This is a genomic window from Priestia megaterium (assembly GCF_046599315.1).
Classification (GTDB): domain Bacteria; phylum Bacillota; class Bacilli; order Bacillales; family Bacillaceae_H; genus Priestia; species Priestia megaterium_F.
On the sequence record NZ_JBKIKC010000003.1, the window covers coordinates 355,998 to 371,645 of the forward strand.

A 15,648-nucleotide genomic window follows, 5' to 3' on the forward strand; every position below is an offset into this window, starting at 1 on the left:
GAACGAGGTGATGGAAATGTATAGGAAACAAATAGCCATCAGTTTTCTCATTTTTACTGCATTATGTATGAGCGGATTTACGCTGAATAATCAATTGGAAATGAAAGAAGAAAACAGGATGCCAATCGCTTCTAAAAACGAAGCTGAACATTCCGTATCAATAGACTCTTCCCTGTCAAAAGCCTCTTATAAACCGAGACAATATGTGAAAATAGGTGAAATGAACGATATTGAACCCTCTGATAAGCAAATAAAAAACGATTGAAGGCTGCTCTTTAGTCGTTTTTTATTTGCGTATTATTGGCATAATAGTGGACGGATTACGTTCTGTAATCAAAGAACATTAGTTGACTTCATAACTGAATTTATCGTTAAATAAAAGGGTACATACAATGATTGCAGTTTCAGCAAACTATAATGATTGTGTCAAATTGTAAGTGGATTCACTTGAATTCAGCTAACAGTTTCGATAAAGTGAAAAATAAAGATATTTTAATGGAGGAACAGACTATGACACATGTTCGTTTTGATTATTCAAACGCGTTATCATTTTTTGGTGAACATGAACTTACATACTTACGTGATGCCGTGAAAGTAGCTCACCATTCAATTCATGAGAAAACAGGTGCTGGGAACGACTTTTTAGGATGGGTAGACCTTCCTACAGAGTATGACAAAGAAGAATTTGCACGTATTCAAAAAAGTGCAGAAAAAATTAAATCTGATTCAGATGTATTAATTGTTATCGGTATTGGAGGATCTTACTTAGGTGCTCGTGCTGCTATTGAAATGCTTCAGCATTCATTCTATAACACATTATCAAAAGAACAGCGTAAAACTCCGCAAGTTATTTTTGCTGGTAACAACATCAGCTCAACATACATGAAAGACTTAATGGATGTTTTGCAAGATAAAGATTTCTCTATTAATGTTATTTCAAAATCCGGTACAACAACAGAACCGGCGATTGCTTTCCGTATCTTCCGCAAATTATTAGAAGAGAAATATGGCAAAGAAGAAGCACGCAAGCGTATTTATGCAACAACAGATAAAGCACGCGGCGCATTAAAAACATTAGCGGACGAAGAAGGCTACGAAACATTTGTTATTCCAGATGATGTAGGCGGTCGTTATTCAGTATTAACAGCGGTTGGTTTATTACCGATTGCCGCTGCAGGTCTTGATATCGAACAGATGATGAAAGGGGCAGCTGATGCTCAAGAAGCATTCTCATCATCAGAGCTAGAGGAGAACCCAGCTTATCAATATGCTGTAGCTCGTAATGTTCTTTATAATAAAGGAAAAACAATTGAAATGCTGATTAACTATGAGCCAGCTCTTCAATATTTTGCTGAGTGGTGGAAACAGTTATTTGGTGAAAGTGAAGGAAAAGACCAAAAAGGTATTTACCCTTCATCTGCTAACTTCTCAACAGATCTTCATTCTTTAGGTCAATATGTACAAGAAGGTCGTCGCGATATTTTTGAAACAATTGTACAAGTTCAAGACTCTCGTCATGAGCTAACAATTGAAGAAGATGCAGCGGACTTAGACGGATTAAACTACTTAGCTGGTGAAACAGTTGACTTTGTAAATAAAAAAGCGTTCCAAGGTACAATGCTTGCGCACACAGATGGAGGCGTTCCGAACTTAGTTGTGAACATTCCGGCATTAGATGAGTATACATTCGGATATGTTGTATATTTCTTCGAAAAAGCATGCGCAATCAGCGGCTATTTATTAGGGGTAAACCCATTCGACCAGCCGGGAGTAGAAGCATATAAAGTAAATATGTTTGCACTTCTTGGAAAGCCTGGTTTCGAAGAGAAAAAAGCAGAATTAGAAAAGCGTTTGAAATAAGTCAAAAGTTCACCTTCTTATTAGAAGGTGAACTTTTTTGCTTTTGAGATAAAGGATAAAATACTGGAAAAAGGACATGTTAAACCAGAGGAGGGATAACATGGTTGAATTATCTTCAAGATTAGAGGGGACATTATTTAATCTTTATGAATTAGAAAAAACGCTTAAACCGCTTGGATATAACGTTGGAGGAAATTGGGATTATAATCATGGTTCATTCGACTATAAGATGGATGATAAAGTTGGCTATCAATTTTTACGTATCCCGTTCACAGCTACGAATGGAGAACTGGATTCTAAAGGAACAACAGTACAGATTGGTACGCCATTTTTACTTTCGCATAAATATCAAGTTGGCCTAGCTGACAATGTTCACAATGGAAATGTGAGTGCTTCATTTAATCAGTTTGCAGAACCCCAAGACGCAGACGCTTCATTTCCAGAAAAGTATATCAGTTTAGGAGAGGAGCTAATTAGAGAGGCAGAAGAAGCGCTGCTTCAGTAATTGAAGGAACTATTCTTTTTTTAAACTCTCTAATTTCTTCACAAAAATATGCTCGTACATGACCTGACTAATTAACTCGTTTGTTTTAATCATTTCATTTACACCTAAATTTTGCGCATTTTGAATATGCTTTTTTGTTAACAATTCAACGATGCTGTAAATTGAAGGGTTTACCCCTTGCAGAGCGACTAGCGTGACAATAGTATTCATATCAGCATATTCTTCTGCCTTATGCTGATCCGCAGTAATCAGTACTTTTTTTGCGTACCGAGCGTTGGCAAGTTCTAATACTTCATAGTGAGAAGGGCTTCCTTTAATAAAATGAACACGATCACAAATCATGGGATTTTTAGTTAGAGACTCATCGATAAGAACAATTTCTTCTTTATGAAATGCGTCGCGATAAGACTCTAACACTAGTTTTGCACGCTCATTCCACCCGACAACGATGAAGTGATCTTTTCCATAGAATTTTAAATTCCCTTCTAAATAAGCGCTTTCAGTGGAAACGGCAATTTTAGAAAGCGTGACGAAATAAGTAGTAATAAATCCCGTTCCAATCAGGACTAAAATAATTGCAGCTACCCTTCCAATCGTAGTGGTTGGAGCAAAATCACCGTACCCTATAGTAGAAATTGTAATAATAACCCACCAAATTCCTTCAAACACATTTCCGAACGTTTGCGGCTCTAGTAAATGTATCAGCGTGCCGAAAAGTAGAACAAGGCAGCCGATAATAAAAAGAAGCCGCACTAGAATAGAACGACGGAAAAGTCGAAATAATAGCCACTCCATCAAAAAAACCTCCAGTGATTAGTCATAGCCACAGTATGACCATTTTTCACTGGAGGTATAAGATATCTTTATCTTTTTACTTCATAGTATTCAATCCATTCTTTATCTGGACCATAGAAAAATAAGTATCTTGCGCCATTTGGCAAAGTCATAATGTTTTCTTCAACAAATGAAACGCCTGCTGATTTTAAACGCTCAAATTCTTCTTCAATTCCGTCTACCGCTAGCGCAAAATGATGAACTTTTCCTTCGTTAGGTAAACTTGAGTTATACCCTTGAATTAACTCTACAATTACATTTCCTTCTAAACCTAAAAAAGCTAGCTTCAAAGACGGATCGGTATGTGGTAGTGTTTCGATGAGTTCCAGTCCCACTTTTTGTGTATAGAACTCAATAGATTCTTCTATATCCTTTACTTGAACGCCTACATGTTCAAATTTTAAAATTGCCATATACATCCCCCATATCTATAGTATGTAAAAGCCATGGAATATATTAAAGAGAAAGGATATAGAAGTCAAGATAGGGCTGCTCATCAGGAAAGGGCTCTTAAATCATGTTTTTGCCGGAGTGAATAGGGTAGAGGCTTCCATCAAGAGCAAACGAAATTTTACCTGTTTCTTCAGATACAACTAAAATTAATGCATCTGATTTTTCGGACATTCCAATAGCTGCACGGTGACGTGTGCCCAATTTTTTGTTCTTTGAAACAATAGACGATAGGGGTAAAACATTAGCAGCCGAAATAAGCTGATTATTTCTAATTAGGACAGCTCCGTCATGTAATGGCGTTCCTGGATAGAACAGCGTCTCTACTAGCGTAGCGCTGACAGGAGCTTGAATAGGCATGCCCTTTTGAATAAGAGAATCTACATTTTGTTCACGTTCAATAACAATTAAAGCACCGTGACGTTTCTCAGAAAGGTTATGAATAGCTAAGGACAGAGCAGCATATTCAAATGTATAAGGCGATAAATAATGACGCAAGTAATAAGAGGCAGCCGTAGCTTGAACATCTTGAAATAAAGTTCTCATCTCTTCAAAATCACACAAGATACAATGATCGTTCGTGTCTAAATGTTTAATTAAATTAGAGGCTTCAATTGAGATCTGCTGTAAATATGTTCGCACATTATTTTTAATTGTATCGTCTAATTGAAAGGATTGTATCTTCATCTTACATAGCTCCTATCTGTCAGTCAGTGTTATCTGTAATGTGTGCTAATTTGGATGAATTATCCGTACAGCTTATAAATCCCTTATTAATTTTATAGAGGGAGCTCGTGTTTGACTTAGCAAGAGAATATGAAAAAATGGGGAAGGAAAGAAAGCGTTTTATAAACTGACGTATTCACATTTGGATTAAATTTACATATGTTGTTTTAAGCAAAAGTATAGATATTTCTGTGAACTTAAAGTATAGTTTTCTTATCGGATATATAATTTTTAATGTTGACAAATATTCTAAATATGCTAAAATTTTTAAAAAATGCTTATCAAGAGTGGTGGAGGGATCTGGCCCGCTGAAACCCGGCAACCTGCCTAGCAAGGTGCTAATTCCAGCAAAGTGTGTATCATTTTGAAAGATAAGGTGAAAAATTATTGCCTAGCCAGTCTTTCAATATGGAAGACTTTTTATTTTGATATAGCGCAAGCGATCATTTGAGAAGGGATAACAATGACTGTAAACCCCGACTTAAAACAAATCTTTGAACACGTCGAAGCAAAGTAAGAATTAAATAGTTTCGCTGACTAGACACACTAGAGGCGGTTTTATCCAAATCTAGTGGGTAAAACCGTCTTTTTTTATTGGATAACGCGGATAACTAAGAATTGGAGTGGAGAAAATGGCAGATTTATATACGTATGAAAACTGGAGCGATACATTTCCAGAGTTCGACAGTGAAGATGAAACAAAAGGAGCTCTTTCAGCATTGCAGTGGGCGTACGATACTTATGGAGATTCGATTATCTATGCATCAAGCTTTGGAATCGAAGGAATCGTACTAATTGACTTAATTTCAAAAGTAAAAAAAGATGCTGAAATTGTCTTTTTAGATACGGGCGTTCATTTTAAAGAGACGTATGAAGTGATTGATGCAATTAAAGAACGCTTTCCGGATTTACGCATTCATATGAAAAAGCCCGATTTAACTCTTGCAGAACAAGCTGAAAAATATGGAGATGAGCTTTGGAAGAGTCAGCCTAACCTATGCTGTCAAATTCGAAAAATCATTCCGTTAAGAGAATCTCTTGCCCCTTATGATGCGTGGATTTCTGGTTTGAGACGCGAGCAGTCTGAGTCTCGTGCCAATACAAATTATTTCAATAAAGATGAGAAATTTAAGAAAGTAAAAGTCTGTCCGTTAATTCATTGGTCTTGGAAAGAAATTTGGCGCTATGTTTATAAGCATGATTTGCCATATAACAAACTTCATGATCAAGGCTACCCAAGTATTGGCTGTGAGCCCTGTACAGCACCTGCCTACAATGTAGACGACTTACGTTCAGGAAGATGGGCAGGTACACAAAAAGTTGAGTGCGGATTACACGAATCTTAAATATGAAAGAGCTGAATAAATGATGCTTTTATATGTTGCCTTTGTCATTGCGCTTTTTTTTGCAATGAATATTGGGGCAAGCGGTGCAGCAGCTGCCATGGGCGTTTCGTACGGTTCCGGTGCGATTAAAAAGCAAAGGGTGGCCCTGCTCATCTGTGCTGTAGGTATTGTGCTTGGAGCCATTACCGGAGGCGGTGAGGTGGTGAAAACCATCAGTTCAGGTATCATACCTGAAAAACTGCTGTCGGTAGAATTGGTTATTATCATTCTTGCTGCTGCAACGCTGTCACTCTTTTTCGCAAATTTGATTGGCATTCCTTTATCAACAAGTGAAGTAACAGTCGGCTCAGTTGTGGGAGTGGGAGTAGCGTACCAATCTCTGTATGTAGAAAAACTTTTAGTTGTAATGGCTTTTTGGATCATTGTTCCGCTTGTTTCATTTATCATTGCTTTTTTAATTGGGAAAGTGATAAAACGTAGAGCGTATAAAAAAGAAGCCGAGGGAAAGTGGAAAAGAGTTTTAACCATTTTAGTTATAGCGACAGGATTCTTTGAAGCCTTCTCAGCTGGGATGAACAACGTGGCAAATGCTGTCGGTCCTTTAGTAGGAGCCGGATTAATGGATGCCACAACGGGCGTCATATCAGGAGGATTGGCGGTGGCGCTCGGAGCCTTTTTACTAGGAGGCCGAGTTATTGAAACAAACGGAAAAAAAATTACTCGCTATTCTGTAGGAGAAGGTTGCATTATTTCTGGTACTGGTGCTTCTCTTGTCACAGCAGCTTCACTTTTTGGTTTGCCAGTACCGCTTACACAGGTCACTACGTCTTCTATTATTGGAATAGGCGCAGCGAAAACGGGATTTACGAAAGAACAGCGCGAAGTGGTCATTCAAATGCTAAAAGTTTGGGTGGTATCTCCCGTATTTTCACTCGTAATCTCATATGTTCTTGTGAAATTAGTACTTGAAAGCGACTTGTATTCATTTGTGGTGCTAGCTAGCGGGTGCATTGCCACAGCAGGTGTTCTAAGCTTAGCTAGAGCGACTAGAAGAAAAAGAGCGAACTTGCAGTCGGAAAAAGAAAAAATGACTGCGTGATTCAAGTGCTTTTTATTATATTGTGTTAATTACTTAAGGAGGATTTTACAAAATGACAACAATTCAAGCACACGGTGGAGAATTAATTAATTTATATCAACCAACATATGATTACACTTCACTAACAAAAGAAATTGAAGTAGACAACATGGCTCTAAGTGATTTAGAACTAATTGGAATTGGTGCTTACAGCCCAATTACAGGGTTTTTAGGAGAAAAGGATTATCAATCAGTTGTTGAAAATATGCGTCTAGCAGATGGAACAGTATGGAGTATTCCTATTACTCTTCCTGTAACAGAAGAGCAAGCTAAAGAATTAAACATTGGCGACAAAGTAAAGCTTGTTCAAAGCGGCGTGACATATGGTGTTCTAGAGGTTTCTGAAGTATATACGCCCGATAAAGAAAAAGAGGCGGAAAACGTGTACCGCACAGCAGAACTTGCTCACCCTGGCGTGAAAAAAATGATGGAACGCCCAAATGTATATGTAGCAGGTCCAATCGTACTTGTAGAACGTACACCTAAAACGCGTTTTGAAAAGTATTATTTAGATCCAGCTGAAACAAGAGCGGCATTTGAAGAACGCGGTTGGAAAACGGTTGTTGGATTCCAAACTCGTAACCCTGTTCACCGTGCGCACGAATATATTCAAAAAACGGCATTAGAAATTGTAGACGGCCTGTTTTTAAATCCGCTTGTAGGAGAAACAAAGTCAGATGATATCCCAGCAGATATCCGTATGGAAAGTTACGAAGTACTTTTAGAGAACTACTACCCTAGCGATCGTGTAGCTTTGGCAGTTTTCCCTGCAGCGATGCGCTATGCTGGACCTAGAGAAGCTATTTTCCATGCAATGGTTCGAAAAAACTTTGGATGCACGCATTTCATTGTAGGCCGTGACCACGCTGGTGTTGGTGACTACTATGGAACATACGATGCACAAAAAATCTTCAGTAACTTTACAGCAGATGAATTAGGAATTACACCTTTATTCTTTGAACACAGCTTCTACTGCAAGAAATGTGAAGCGATGGCATCAACGAAAACATGCCCTCACAGCAAGGAAGATCATATGATTCTATCTGGAACAAAAGTACGTGAAATGCTTCGTAACGGAGAAGTGCCACCAAGCACATTCAGTCGTAAAGAAGTAATTGAAGTGTTAATTAAAGGGTTAGCAAACCAAAAAGTATCTTCAAAATAAGGAGCGGTTGAAGTGAGTAAATCAACAAATATTACGTGGCATGATGCTGGAATTACAAAAGAGGAAAGACGCGAGCAAAATAATCACCACAGCTTTGTGTTATGGTTTACGGGTCTTTCGGGCTCAGGTAAATCTACCGTAGCAAACGCAGTGGCAAAAGCGCTTTTTGATAAAAATATTCGCAACTATGTATTAGATGGTGACAATGTTCGTTTTGGCTTAAATAAGAACCTAGGGTTTTCTGCTGAAGATCGTACGGAAAATATTCGCCGTATCGGTGAGGTTTCTAAACTATTCGTAGACAGCGGTCAAGTAGTATTAACAGCATTTATCTCTCCATTCCAAGAAGATCGTGCTCAGGTGCGTGAGATTTTGGAGGGCAATGAATTTGTGGAAGTGTACGTAGAGTGCCCGTTAGAGGAATGTGAAAAAAGAGATCCAAAAGGTCTTTACAAAAAAGCAAGAAGCGGAGAGATTCGTGATTTTACAGGAATTGATTCTCCGTATGAGTCACCAGCTAACCCTGAATTAACAATTAATACAAGCACACAGTCTGTAGAAGAATGTGTACAAACTGTTATTGAATATTTAGCTAACCGAAAATTTATTTAAATGACAGCGGACTTTGTCCGCTGTTCTAATTCACATTCAAATTTGGGAGCGCTGCGGAGACGTGGAAATGATGGAAGGGTGAAAGGCATTCATGGGGAAAGTATATCTAGTCGGTGCAGGACCAGGAGATGCAGATTTAATTACATTAAAAGGGTTAAAAGCAATCCAGCAAGCAGACGTTATCTTATATGATCGTTTAGTGAATAAGGACCTGCTGGATTATGCTAAAGGTGATGCAGATATCATTTACTGCGGAAAGCTTCCAAACTACCATACCCTCAAGCAAGAAACAATTAACAACTTTTTAGTGAAATTCGCTAAAAAAGGGAAAATTGTAACACGCTTAAAAGGCGGAGATCCATTTGTTTTTGGACGCGGAGGGGAAGAAGCAGAAGCTCTGGTGCAACAGGGCATCTCCTTTGAAATTGTTCCAGGAATTACATCAGGTATCGCAGCAGCTGCTTATGCAGGAATCCCTGTGACTCATCGGGAATACAGCGCAAGCTTTGCTTTTGTTGCAGGACACCGTAAAGATAGTGAGCATGATGCGATCAAATGGGATAGCTTAGCCAAAGGTGTAGATACTCTTGCGATTTATATGGGAGTACGTAATTTACCGTACATTTGCCAACAGTTAATGAGACATGGAAAACCTTCAGCTACGCCAATTGCATTGATTCACTGGGGAACCTGTGCTGACCAGCGCACTGTAACTGGAACTCTTGGTACAATTGTTGATATTGTTAAAGAAGAACGAATCGAAAATCCAAGTATGATTATCGTTGGTGAAGTTGTAAATTTTCACGACCGATTAAATTGGTTTGAGAAGACTGGACAGCAGTACTATTCGTACGCACAAGAAGCTTACTAAAGAGGTTGATTATATGGATGCAGTTTTATATGTTTGCCATGGCAGCCGCGTAAAAGAAGGCGCTGATCAGGCAGTTGCTTTTATTGAAAGGTGTAAAAAAAATCTAGATGTACCGATTCAAGAAGTTTGTTTCCTAGAACTAGCTTACCCTACCATTGAACAAGGATTTGAAGCGTGTATTAAACAAGGTGCTACTCGTATTGCAATTGTGCCGCTTCTGTTATTAACAGCTGCGCATGCAAAGCATGATATACCTGAAGAAATACACAAGGTATATGAACGTTATCCACAGGTGGAAGTGCTGTACGGAGAACCGTTCGGCGTTGACGAACGCATTGTTGATATCTTAGTAGAGAGAATCAACGAAACTAATGTGGATAAGCATGGAAATTCTATGGTTTTATTGGTCGGCAGAGGAAGCAGTGATCCTGCTGTACAAAAAGACTTTAACGAAATAGCTCAATTGTTAAAGAACAAAGGTGCTTTTAAAGAAGTGAGCACATGCTATTTAGCTGCTGCTTCTCCTAATTTAAAAGAAGGCCTATACGCTGCTAAACAAACTTCGTATAATCAAGTGTTCGTTCTTCCATATCTTTTGTTTACCGGCATTTTAATGAACGAAATTAAGGAAGAATTGGGGCAGTTATCAACAGACGACCAGCAGTTTATCCTAGCTAACTACTTAGGTTATCATGATGGACTTGCACGTATTTTAAGCCATCAAGTAAAAACGTTATTATCGAGCAAAGGAAACCAATACGATGTATACCGTTATGCTTGATTTAAAGGATCGTTCGGTCTTAGTGGTTGGAGGCGGGAAAATCGCAACTCGTAGAATTAAAGGTTTTTTACAAGAAGGAGCAGCCATCACAGTGGTTGCTCCAACTGTTTCGGCTGAAATAAACGAGTGGGAAGCTAAAGGTCAGCTGCGTGTAGAGAGAAGAAGAGTAAAAAAGGAAGACGTACTTAATGTTTTCTTTATTCTTGTGGCTACAAATGATAAAGATGTAAATCGGTTTGTTAAGCAGCACATCAAAAGCGATCAGTTGGTTAATATGGCCAGCAGTTTTTCCGATGGGAATATTCAAATTCCTGCACAGTTTTCTAGAGGCAGATTATCTCTAGCGATATCCACAGATGGTGCTAGTCCTTTGTTGACAAAACGAATTAAAGAAGAGTTATCTTCAAATTATGATGAGAGTTACACACAGTATACACAGTTTTTGTACGAATGCAGGGTTCTTATCCACAGGTTGAGTGTGTCGAAGAGCCGTAAACATGAGTTGTTAACAGAAATCATCGATGATCAATACCGTCTGTCTCTCGTAAAACAGAGGGAATTTTTACAACAGATTGAAAAGTATAAATAAAAAAACGGCCAATTGGCCGTTTTTTTATTTATACATTTTCAACTTCAATGCTACGGATACCGCTGATTTTTTGAATCTCGTAATACACTTCCGTAGTAGGGCGCTGATTATTAACTGACACTTTCATACGTATATATAATTCATTGGTATCTAAGTCTTTGATTCGAATATTTTTTATAGTGATATTCTTTTCTCTAATGCTGTTAGTTGTATCAAAGATATTGTGCTTATCAGCCAGCTTGAGTTGAAGAATAAGCTCTTTCTCACGCAGTTGCCTAGGCCCTAGAATAGTAATAAGGAAGGGAAGAAGTTCAACGCTGATGATGAGCAGTACAACTCCGGTAATGGCTTCAGGATAAAACCCTGCACCCACAGCAATGCCTATACCTGCTGCTCCCCAGATAATAGCTGCTGTTGTAAGCCCGGAGATGCTGTCATTTTCTTTTCGTAAAATGACACCGGCTCCTAAAAAGCCAATTCCCGAAACAATTTGAGCAGCCAGACGAAGCGGATCCATTGTGATATGATCACCTTTATTAAAAATTTGAGAGGACTCAATCGAAACAATCGTGAGTAAACAGCTAATAATGGAAATTACGAGAGATGTTTTTAAACCAACAGGCTTTCGTTTTAGTTCCCTTTCAATTCCAATAATAAGACCAAGTACAGCGGAAATCCCTAATTTGAGCAACATTTCATTTTCCATTATTTTCACCTATTTCAATAAACATTGTTGTTTATATCTGTATGAAAGAAGAAAAACAGATATGTATCAGTATAGTAAACTTTTCTTCATAATGACAGGTTAAATTCAAAAAAATCTGATTACTTATGGAGCTCTACGATTTTTTCTTTTAACTTGTATTTTTGAATCTTGCCGGATGCTGTCATGGGAAAGTCATCTATAAAATAAATATGTTCCGGAATTTTGAAATGAGCAAGTTTCCCTTTGCAAAAGTCTTTAATTTCTTGAGCGGTAAGAAAATAATTTTGCTTGAGTTTAATGCATGCAGCAACTCGTTCTCCATACTTTGGATCAGGGATACCGACAATTTGAACATCTTCTACCTCAGGTATTCTATATAAAAATTCTTCAATTTCTCGTGGATAAATATTTTCTCCGCCTCTAATAATCATATCTTTTAAACGTCCTGTAATTTTTACATAGCCGTCTGTATCAATGGTAGCTAAATCTCCTGTATGTAGCCAGCCTTTTACAATTGTTTTTTCTGTTTCTTCCGGCATTTTATAATACCCTTTCATTGTTAAATATCCTTTTACACAGAGTTCTCCTTGTTCTCCTAAAGAAGCTGTTTTACCTGTAACTGGATTAATAATTTGAATCTGTACATGATTATGAACTTTCCCCACTGTTTGCACTCGCTGCTCAATAGAATCTGTTGGGGTTGTTTGGGTGATTACAGGAGATGTTTCAGTTTGACCATAGGCAATGGTAATTTCGTTGATGCCCATTTCATTTATGACCCGCTTCATTACTTCTGCTGGACAATTAGAACCAGCCATAATTCCTGTACGAAGAGTAGATAAATCATATTGATTAAAATCAAGTGTATTTAATTCCGCAATAAACATAGTTGGTACGCCGTGAAGAGCTGTGCATTGTTCTTTCTCTACAGTGCGTAGAACAGAGGAAGGTTGAAACTCAATAATCGGCAGCATAGTAGCACCTACAGATACACATGCTAGAACACCCAACACACATCCAAAACAATGAAAGAAAGGAACTGGGATGCATAAGCGGTCTTGGTTAGTCAGTTTCATAGACTGAGCAACTAAGAATCCATTGTTTACTATGTTATGGTGACTTAGCATAACTCCTTTTGGAAAACCTGTTGTCCCGGAGGTATATTGCATATTGATAACTTCGTGGATATGTAGGGATTGTTCATGTTTATCGAGAAGCTCATCCGATACCATTAAGCTCCTCATTAAAAATTCGTTCCAAGATGTATGTTCGCTTGATCCACTTAAGTTTATAAGATGTTTGAGTTTAGGAAGATTATGTTCAATACTGGTGATAATAGACGTATAAGAAGTGCTTTTAAATTTATCAATAAAAAATAACGCTGTTGTATCAGAATGACTCAATACATACTCTAACTCAGAGGATTGATAACTTGTATTAATGGTAACCAAAACAGCGCCTATTCTAGCTGCTGCGAATTGAAGAAGTAACCATTCCGGCACATTGGTAGCCCAGATAGCCACATGATCGCCTTTTTTGAGGCCGGTGGCTAGAAGGGCCTTTGCAACTCGAGAGGTTTCTTTGTAAAACTCCGCGTACGTGTAGCGAATATTTTGTTCAGAGTAGACAACCGCTTCTTGATGCCCAAACTTTTCTGTACTTTCTTTTAAAAGTTCTCCAACTGTTAATTCAAGCAATGGTTTCATTTGGTTTCCTCCTTGAATAATGTTAAAGTATATATGAAAGCGTTTTCTAAAAGTAGTTTATCAAATTTAAGGAAAGTGTTCCAAAAAATTATTCGACAAATTCCTTCACTTTTTACTACATGTATAGAAAGAGAAGGTAACTGAATTTCTCGTATTGATTTCGCTAAGTAAGTATACCAAATGCGAATTTTGTAATAAAATAAAGAAATGTCTCCTTTTTGTAAGAAGACAATGTAACGTTGTGTTAATAAAGAATGGCATAAAAATATGAAGTAAACAAACAAAAAATCATGCTGAATGTTGAAAGTGAAATAAATGAAAGACCGTTAACTTTACCTTCTCTATTGGACATTCGAATTGACTCCCAATAAGCAAGTGAAATTAAGAGGATAGACATACAAAAAGACAAATAGAGCGCGACCGCAATTAAGGTATTCAAATGAACGCCTCCTTGGTGGATAATGATTTAATAGACATTATGCTAGTGTAGATCTAGATATGCTAGTATCTATTAATTGGCTAACGTTTCATTTACTAGAAAATAGTTTTTGAAAAATATATCAAAAAACTATTGCGTAATAACTTTGAAAACTGAACAAAGCGACAAACGTCAACGTTAATTTTTTTATTTTATATGAGCAAGTCAAACATTTCTTCGGAGAGTTTGATCCTGGCTCAGGATGAACGCTGGCGGCGTGCCTAATACATGCAAGTCGAGCGAACTGATTAGAAGCTTGCTTCTATGACGTTAGCGGCGGACGGGTGAGTAACACGTGGGCAACCTACCTGTAAGACTGGGATAACTTCGGGAAACCGAAGCTAATACCGGATAGGATCTTCTCCTTCATGGGAGATGATTGAAAGATGGTTTCGGCTATCACTTACAGATGGGCCCGCGGTGCATTAGCTAGTTGGTGAGGTAACGGCTCACCAAGGCAACGATGCATAGCCGACCTGAGAGGGTGATCGGCCACACTGGGACTGAGACACGGCCCAGACTCCTACGGGAGGCAGCAGTAGGGAATCTTCCGCAATGGACGAAAGTCTGACGGAGCAACGCCGCGTGAGTGATGAAGGCTTTCGGGTCGTAAAACTCTGTTGTTAGGGAAGAACAAGTACGAGAGTAACTGCTCGTACCTTGACGGTACCTAACCAGAAAGCCACGGCTAACTACGTGCCAGCAGCCGCGGTAATACGTAGGTGGCAAGCGTTATCCGGAATTATTGGGCGTAAAGCGCGCGCAGGCGGTTTCTTAAGTCTGATGTGAAAGCCCACGGCTCAACCGTGGAGGGTCATTGGAAACTGGGGAACTTGAGTGCAGAAGAGAAAAGCGGAATTCCACGTGTAGCGGTGAAATGCGTAGAGATGTGGAGGAACACCAGTGGCGAAGGCGGCTTTTTGGTCTGTAACTGACGCTGAGGCGCGAAAGCGTGGGGAGCAAACAGGATTAGATACCCTGGTAGTCCACGCCGTAAACGATGAGTGCTAAGTGTTAGAGGGTTTCCGCCCTTTAGTGCTGCAGCTAACGCATTAAGCACTCCGCCTGGGGAGTACGGTCGCAAGACTGAAACTCAAAGGAATTGACGGGGGCCCGCACAAGCGGTGGAGCATGTGGTTTAATTCGAAGCAACGCGAAGAACCTTACCAGGTCTTGACATCCTCTGACAACTCTAGAGATAGAGCGTTCCCCTTCGGGGGACAGAGTGACAGGTGGTGCATGGTTGTCGTCAGCTCGTGTCGTGAGATGTTGGGTTAAGTCCCGCAACGAGCGCAACCCTTGATCTTAGTTGCCAGCATTAAGTTGGGCACTCTAAGGTGACTGCCGGTGACAAACCGGAGGAAGGTGGGGATGACGTCAAATCATCATGCCCCTTATGACCTGGGCTACACACGTGCTACAATGGATGGTACAAAGGGCTGCAAGACCGCGAGGTCAAGCCAATCCCATAAAACCATTCTCAGTTCGGATTGTAGGCTGCAACTCGCCTACATGAAGCTGGAATCGCTAGTAATCGCGGATCAGCATGCCGCGGTGAATACGTTCCCGGGCCTTGTACACACCGCCCGTCACACCACGAGAGTTTGTAACACCCGAAGTCGGTGGAGTAACCGTAAGGAGCTAGCCGCCTAAGGTGGGACAGATGATTGGGGTGAAGTCGTAACAAGGTAGCCGTATCGGAAGGTGCGGCTGGATCACCTCCTTTCTAAGGATTTTAGATGACGTACGTTTGTTGAATTTGTTCAGTTTTGAGAGAGTAATCTCTTAAAAACATTGTTCTTTGAAAACTAGATAACAGTAATAGCTGAGGAAAAGTGAAACTTTTCTTTTAATCAAACCAATAAATAACACAACAGTATG

General features: G+C 39.2%; 16 protein-coding genes, 1 rRNA gene and 1 riboswitch. Of the genes, 11 read left to right on the forward strand and 6 right to left on the reverse strand.

Annotated elements, in window-relative coordinates; genetic code table 11:
* Positions 1-16: 16 nt before the first annotated feature.
* The 3 genes from ACLHDF_RS12890 to ACLHDF_RS12900 all read left to right on the forward strand — a co-directional run bounded on the left by ACLHDF_RS12890 (position 17) and on the right by ACLHDF_RS12900 (position 2,365).
* Positions 17-265, forward strand: a complete 249-nt coding sequence (locus tag ACLHDF_RS12890; protein ID WP_413919188.1) for a hypothetical protein — start codon at positions 17-19, stop codon at positions 263-265.
* Positions 266-510: 245 nt separating this feature from the next.
* Positions 511-1,860 carry a glucose-6-phosphate isomerase gene (locus tag ACLHDF_RS12895; protein ID WP_013059589.1) on the forward strand — a complete coding sequence of 450 codons (1,350 nt, stop codon included), beginning with the start codon at positions 511-513 and terminating at the stop codon, positions 1,858-1,860.
* 100 nt (positions 1,861-1,960) lie between these two features.
* Positions 1,961-2,365, forward strand: a complete 405-nt coding sequence (locus ACLHDF_RS12900; RefSeq protein ID WP_413919189.1) for a YugN-like family protein — start codon at positions 1,961-1,963, stop codon at positions 2,363-2,365.
* 9 nt (positions 2,366-2,374) lie between these two features.
* Here ACLHDF_RS12900 and ACLHDF_RS12905 read toward each other — a convergent pair whose 3' ends face one another.
* From ACLHDF_RS12905 to cdaS, 3 genes are all read right to left on the reverse strand, one after another.
* A complete protein-coding gene (locus ACLHDF_RS12905) occupies positions 2,375-3,160 on the reverse strand; it encodes a potassium channel family protein (protein WP_413919190.1) in 786 nt (261 codons plus the stop codon).
* 68 nt (positions 3,161-3,228) lie between these two features.
* On the reverse strand, positions 3,229-3,612 hold the full coding sequence (locus tag ACLHDF_RS12910) for a VOC family protein (protein ID WP_413919191.1): 384 nt from the start codon (positions 3,610-3,612) through the stop codon (positions 3,229-3,231).
* A 97-nt stretch (positions 3,613-3,709) separates the two neighbouring features.
* The gene (gene cdaS, locus ACLHDF_RS12915; RefSeq protein WP_413919192.1) at positions 3,710-4,336 is read right to left on the reverse strand and encodes a sporulation-specific diadenylate cyclase CdaS; all 627 of its coding nucleotides are present in this window, start codon (positions 4,334-4,336) and stop codon (positions 3,710-3,712) included.
* Positions 4,337-4,650: 314 nt separating this feature from the next.
* Positions 4,651-4,753, forward strand: a riboswitch (SAM riboswitch).
* A gap of 254 nt (positions 4,754-5,007) precedes the next feature.
* Here cdaS and ACLHDF_RS12920 point away from each other — a divergent pair.
* The 7 genes from ACLHDF_RS12920 to ACLHDF_RS12950 all read left to right on the forward strand — a co-directional run bounded on the left by ACLHDF_RS12920 (position 5,008) and on the right by ACLHDF_RS12950 (position 10,877).
* Positions 5,008-5,721, forward strand: coding sequence for a phosphoadenylyl-sulfate reductase (locus ACLHDF_RS12920; RefSeq protein ID WP_413919193.1), 714 nt, complete (start codon positions 5,008-5,010; stop codon positions 5,719-5,721).
* Between the two features lie 19 nt (positions 5,722-5,740).
* A complete protein-coding gene (locus ACLHDF_RS12925; RefSeq protein WP_413919194.1) occupies positions 5,741-6,820 on the forward strand; it encodes an anion permease in 1,080 nt (359 codons plus the stop codon).
* Between the two features lie 52 nt (positions 6,821-6,872).
* The gene (gene sat / locus ACLHDF_RS12930; RefSeq protein ID WP_413919195.1) at positions 6,873-8,024 is read left to right on the forward strand and encodes a sulfate adenylyltransferase; all 1,152 of its coding nucleotides are present in this window, start codon (positions 6,873-6,875) and stop codon (positions 8,022-8,024) included.
* A gap of 12 nt (positions 8,025-8,036) precedes the next feature.
* The gene (cysC, locus tag ACLHDF_RS12935) at positions 8,037-8,636 is read left to right on the forward strand and encodes an adenylyl-sulfate kinase (protein ID WP_413919196.1); all 600 of its coding nucleotides are present in this window, start codon (positions 8,037-8,039) and stop codon (positions 8,634-8,636) included.
* 91 nt (positions 8,637-8,727) lie between these two features.
* On the forward strand, positions 8,728-9,507 hold the full coding sequence (cobA, locus tag ACLHDF_RS12940) for a uroporphyrinogen-III C-methyltransferase (protein WP_413919197.1): 780 nt from the start codon (positions 8,728-8,730) through the stop codon (positions 9,505-9,507).
* 13 nt (positions 9,508-9,520) lie between these two features.
* Complete coding sequence (locus tag ACLHDF_RS12945) at positions 9,521-10,288, forward strand: sirohydrochlorin chelatase (protein ID WP_413919198.1); 768 nt, start codon at positions 9,521-9,523, stop codon at positions 10,286-10,288.
* The gene (locus tag ACLHDF_RS12950; protein ID WP_413919199.1) at positions 10,269-10,877 is read left to right on the forward strand and encodes an NAD(P)-binding protein; all 609 of its coding nucleotides are present in this window, start codon (positions 10,269-10,271) and stop codon (positions 10,875-10,877) included. The genes ACLHDF_RS12945 and ACLHDF_RS12950 overlap by 20 nt, the downstream gene beginning before the upstream one ends.
* Positions 10,878-10,905: 28 nt before the next feature.
* Here ACLHDF_RS12950 and ACLHDF_RS12955 read toward each other — a convergent pair whose 3' ends face one another.
* The 3 genes from ACLHDF_RS12955 to ACLHDF_RS12965 form a co-directional block, all read right to left on the reverse strand.
* On the reverse strand, positions 10,906-11,583 hold the full coding sequence (locus ACLHDF_RS12955; protein WP_013059577.1) for an MgtC/SapB family protein: 678 nt from the start codon (positions 11,581-11,583) through the stop codon (positions 10,906-10,908).
* A gap of 119 nt (positions 11,584-11,702) precedes the next feature.
* Positions 11,703-13,289: an AMP-binding protein gene (locus ACLHDF_RS12960; protein WP_413919200.1), complete on the reverse strand. Its 1,587-nt coding sequence runs from the start codon at positions 13,287-13,289 to the stop codon at positions 11,703-11,705.
* A gap of 244 nt (positions 13,290-13,533) precedes the next feature.
* Entirely contained in the window at positions 13,534-13,728 is a 195-nt protein-coding gene (locus ACLHDF_RS12965) for a hypothetical protein (RefSeq protein WP_413919201.1), read from the reverse strand.
* A 213-nt stretch (positions 13,729-13,941) separates the two neighbouring features.
* Between ACLHDF_RS12965 and ACLHDF_RS12970 the strand changes: the two genes are divergently transcribed.
* Positions 13,942-15,493, forward strand: a 16S ribosomal RNA gene (locus tag ACLHDF_RS12970).
* Positions 15,494-15,648: the final 155 nt, after the last annotated feature.

Coding starts and splice junctions, on each gene's coding strand:
- ACLHDF_RS12920 (WP_413919193.1), top strand. CDS start 5,008: ATGGCAGATTTATATACGTATGAAAACTGGAGCGATACATTTCCAGAG.
- ACLHDF_RS12895 (WP_013059589.1), top strand. CDS start 511: ATGACACATGTTCGTTTTGATTATTCAAACGCGTTATCATTTTTTGGT.
- ACLHDF_RS12900 (WP_413919189.1), top strand. CDS start 1,961: ATGGTTGAATTATCTTCAAGATTAGAGGGGACATTATTTAATCTTTAT.
- ACLHDF_RS12890 (WP_413919188.1), top strand. CDS start 17: ATGTATAGGAAACAAATAGCCATCAGTTTTCTCATTTTTACTGCATTA.
- ACLHDF_RS12945 (WP_413919198.1), top strand. CDS start 9,521: ATGGATGCAGTTTTATATGTTTGCCATGGCAGCCGCGTAAAAGAAGGC.
- ACLHDF_RS12955 (WP_013059577.1), bottom strand. CDS start 11,583: ATGGAAAATGAAATGTTGCTCAAATTAGGGATTTCCGCTGTACTTGGT.
- cdaS (WP_413919192.1), bottom strand. CDS start 4,336: ATGAAGATACAATCCTTTCAATTAGACGATACAATTAAAAATAATGTG.
- ACLHDF_RS12960 (WP_413919200.1), bottom strand. CDS start 13,289: ATGAAACCATTGCTTGAATTAACAGTTGGAGAACTTTTAAAAGAAAGT.
- ACLHDF_RS12910 (WP_413919191.1), bottom strand. CDS start 3,612: ATGGCAATTTTAAAATTTGAACATGTAGGCGTTCAAGTAAAGGATATA.
- sat (WP_413919195.1), top strand. CDS start 6,873: ATGACAACAATTCAAGCACACGGTGGAGAATTAATTAATTTATATCAA.
- ACLHDF_RS12905 (WP_413919190.1), bottom strand. CDS start 3,160: ATGGAGTGGCTATTATTTCGACTTTTCCGTCGTTCTATTCTAGTGCGG.
- ACLHDF_RS12950 (WP_413919199.1), top strand. CDS start 10,269: ATGTATACCGTTATGCTTGATTTAAAGGATCGTTCGGTCTTAGTGGTT.
- cobA (WP_413919197.1), top strand. CDS start 8,728: ATGGGGAAAGTATATCTAGTCGGTGCAGGACCAGGAGATGCAGATTTA.
- ACLHDF_RS12925 (WP_413919194.1), top strand. CDS start 5,741: ATGATGCTTTTATATGTTGCCTTTGTCATTGCGCTTTTTTTTGCAATG.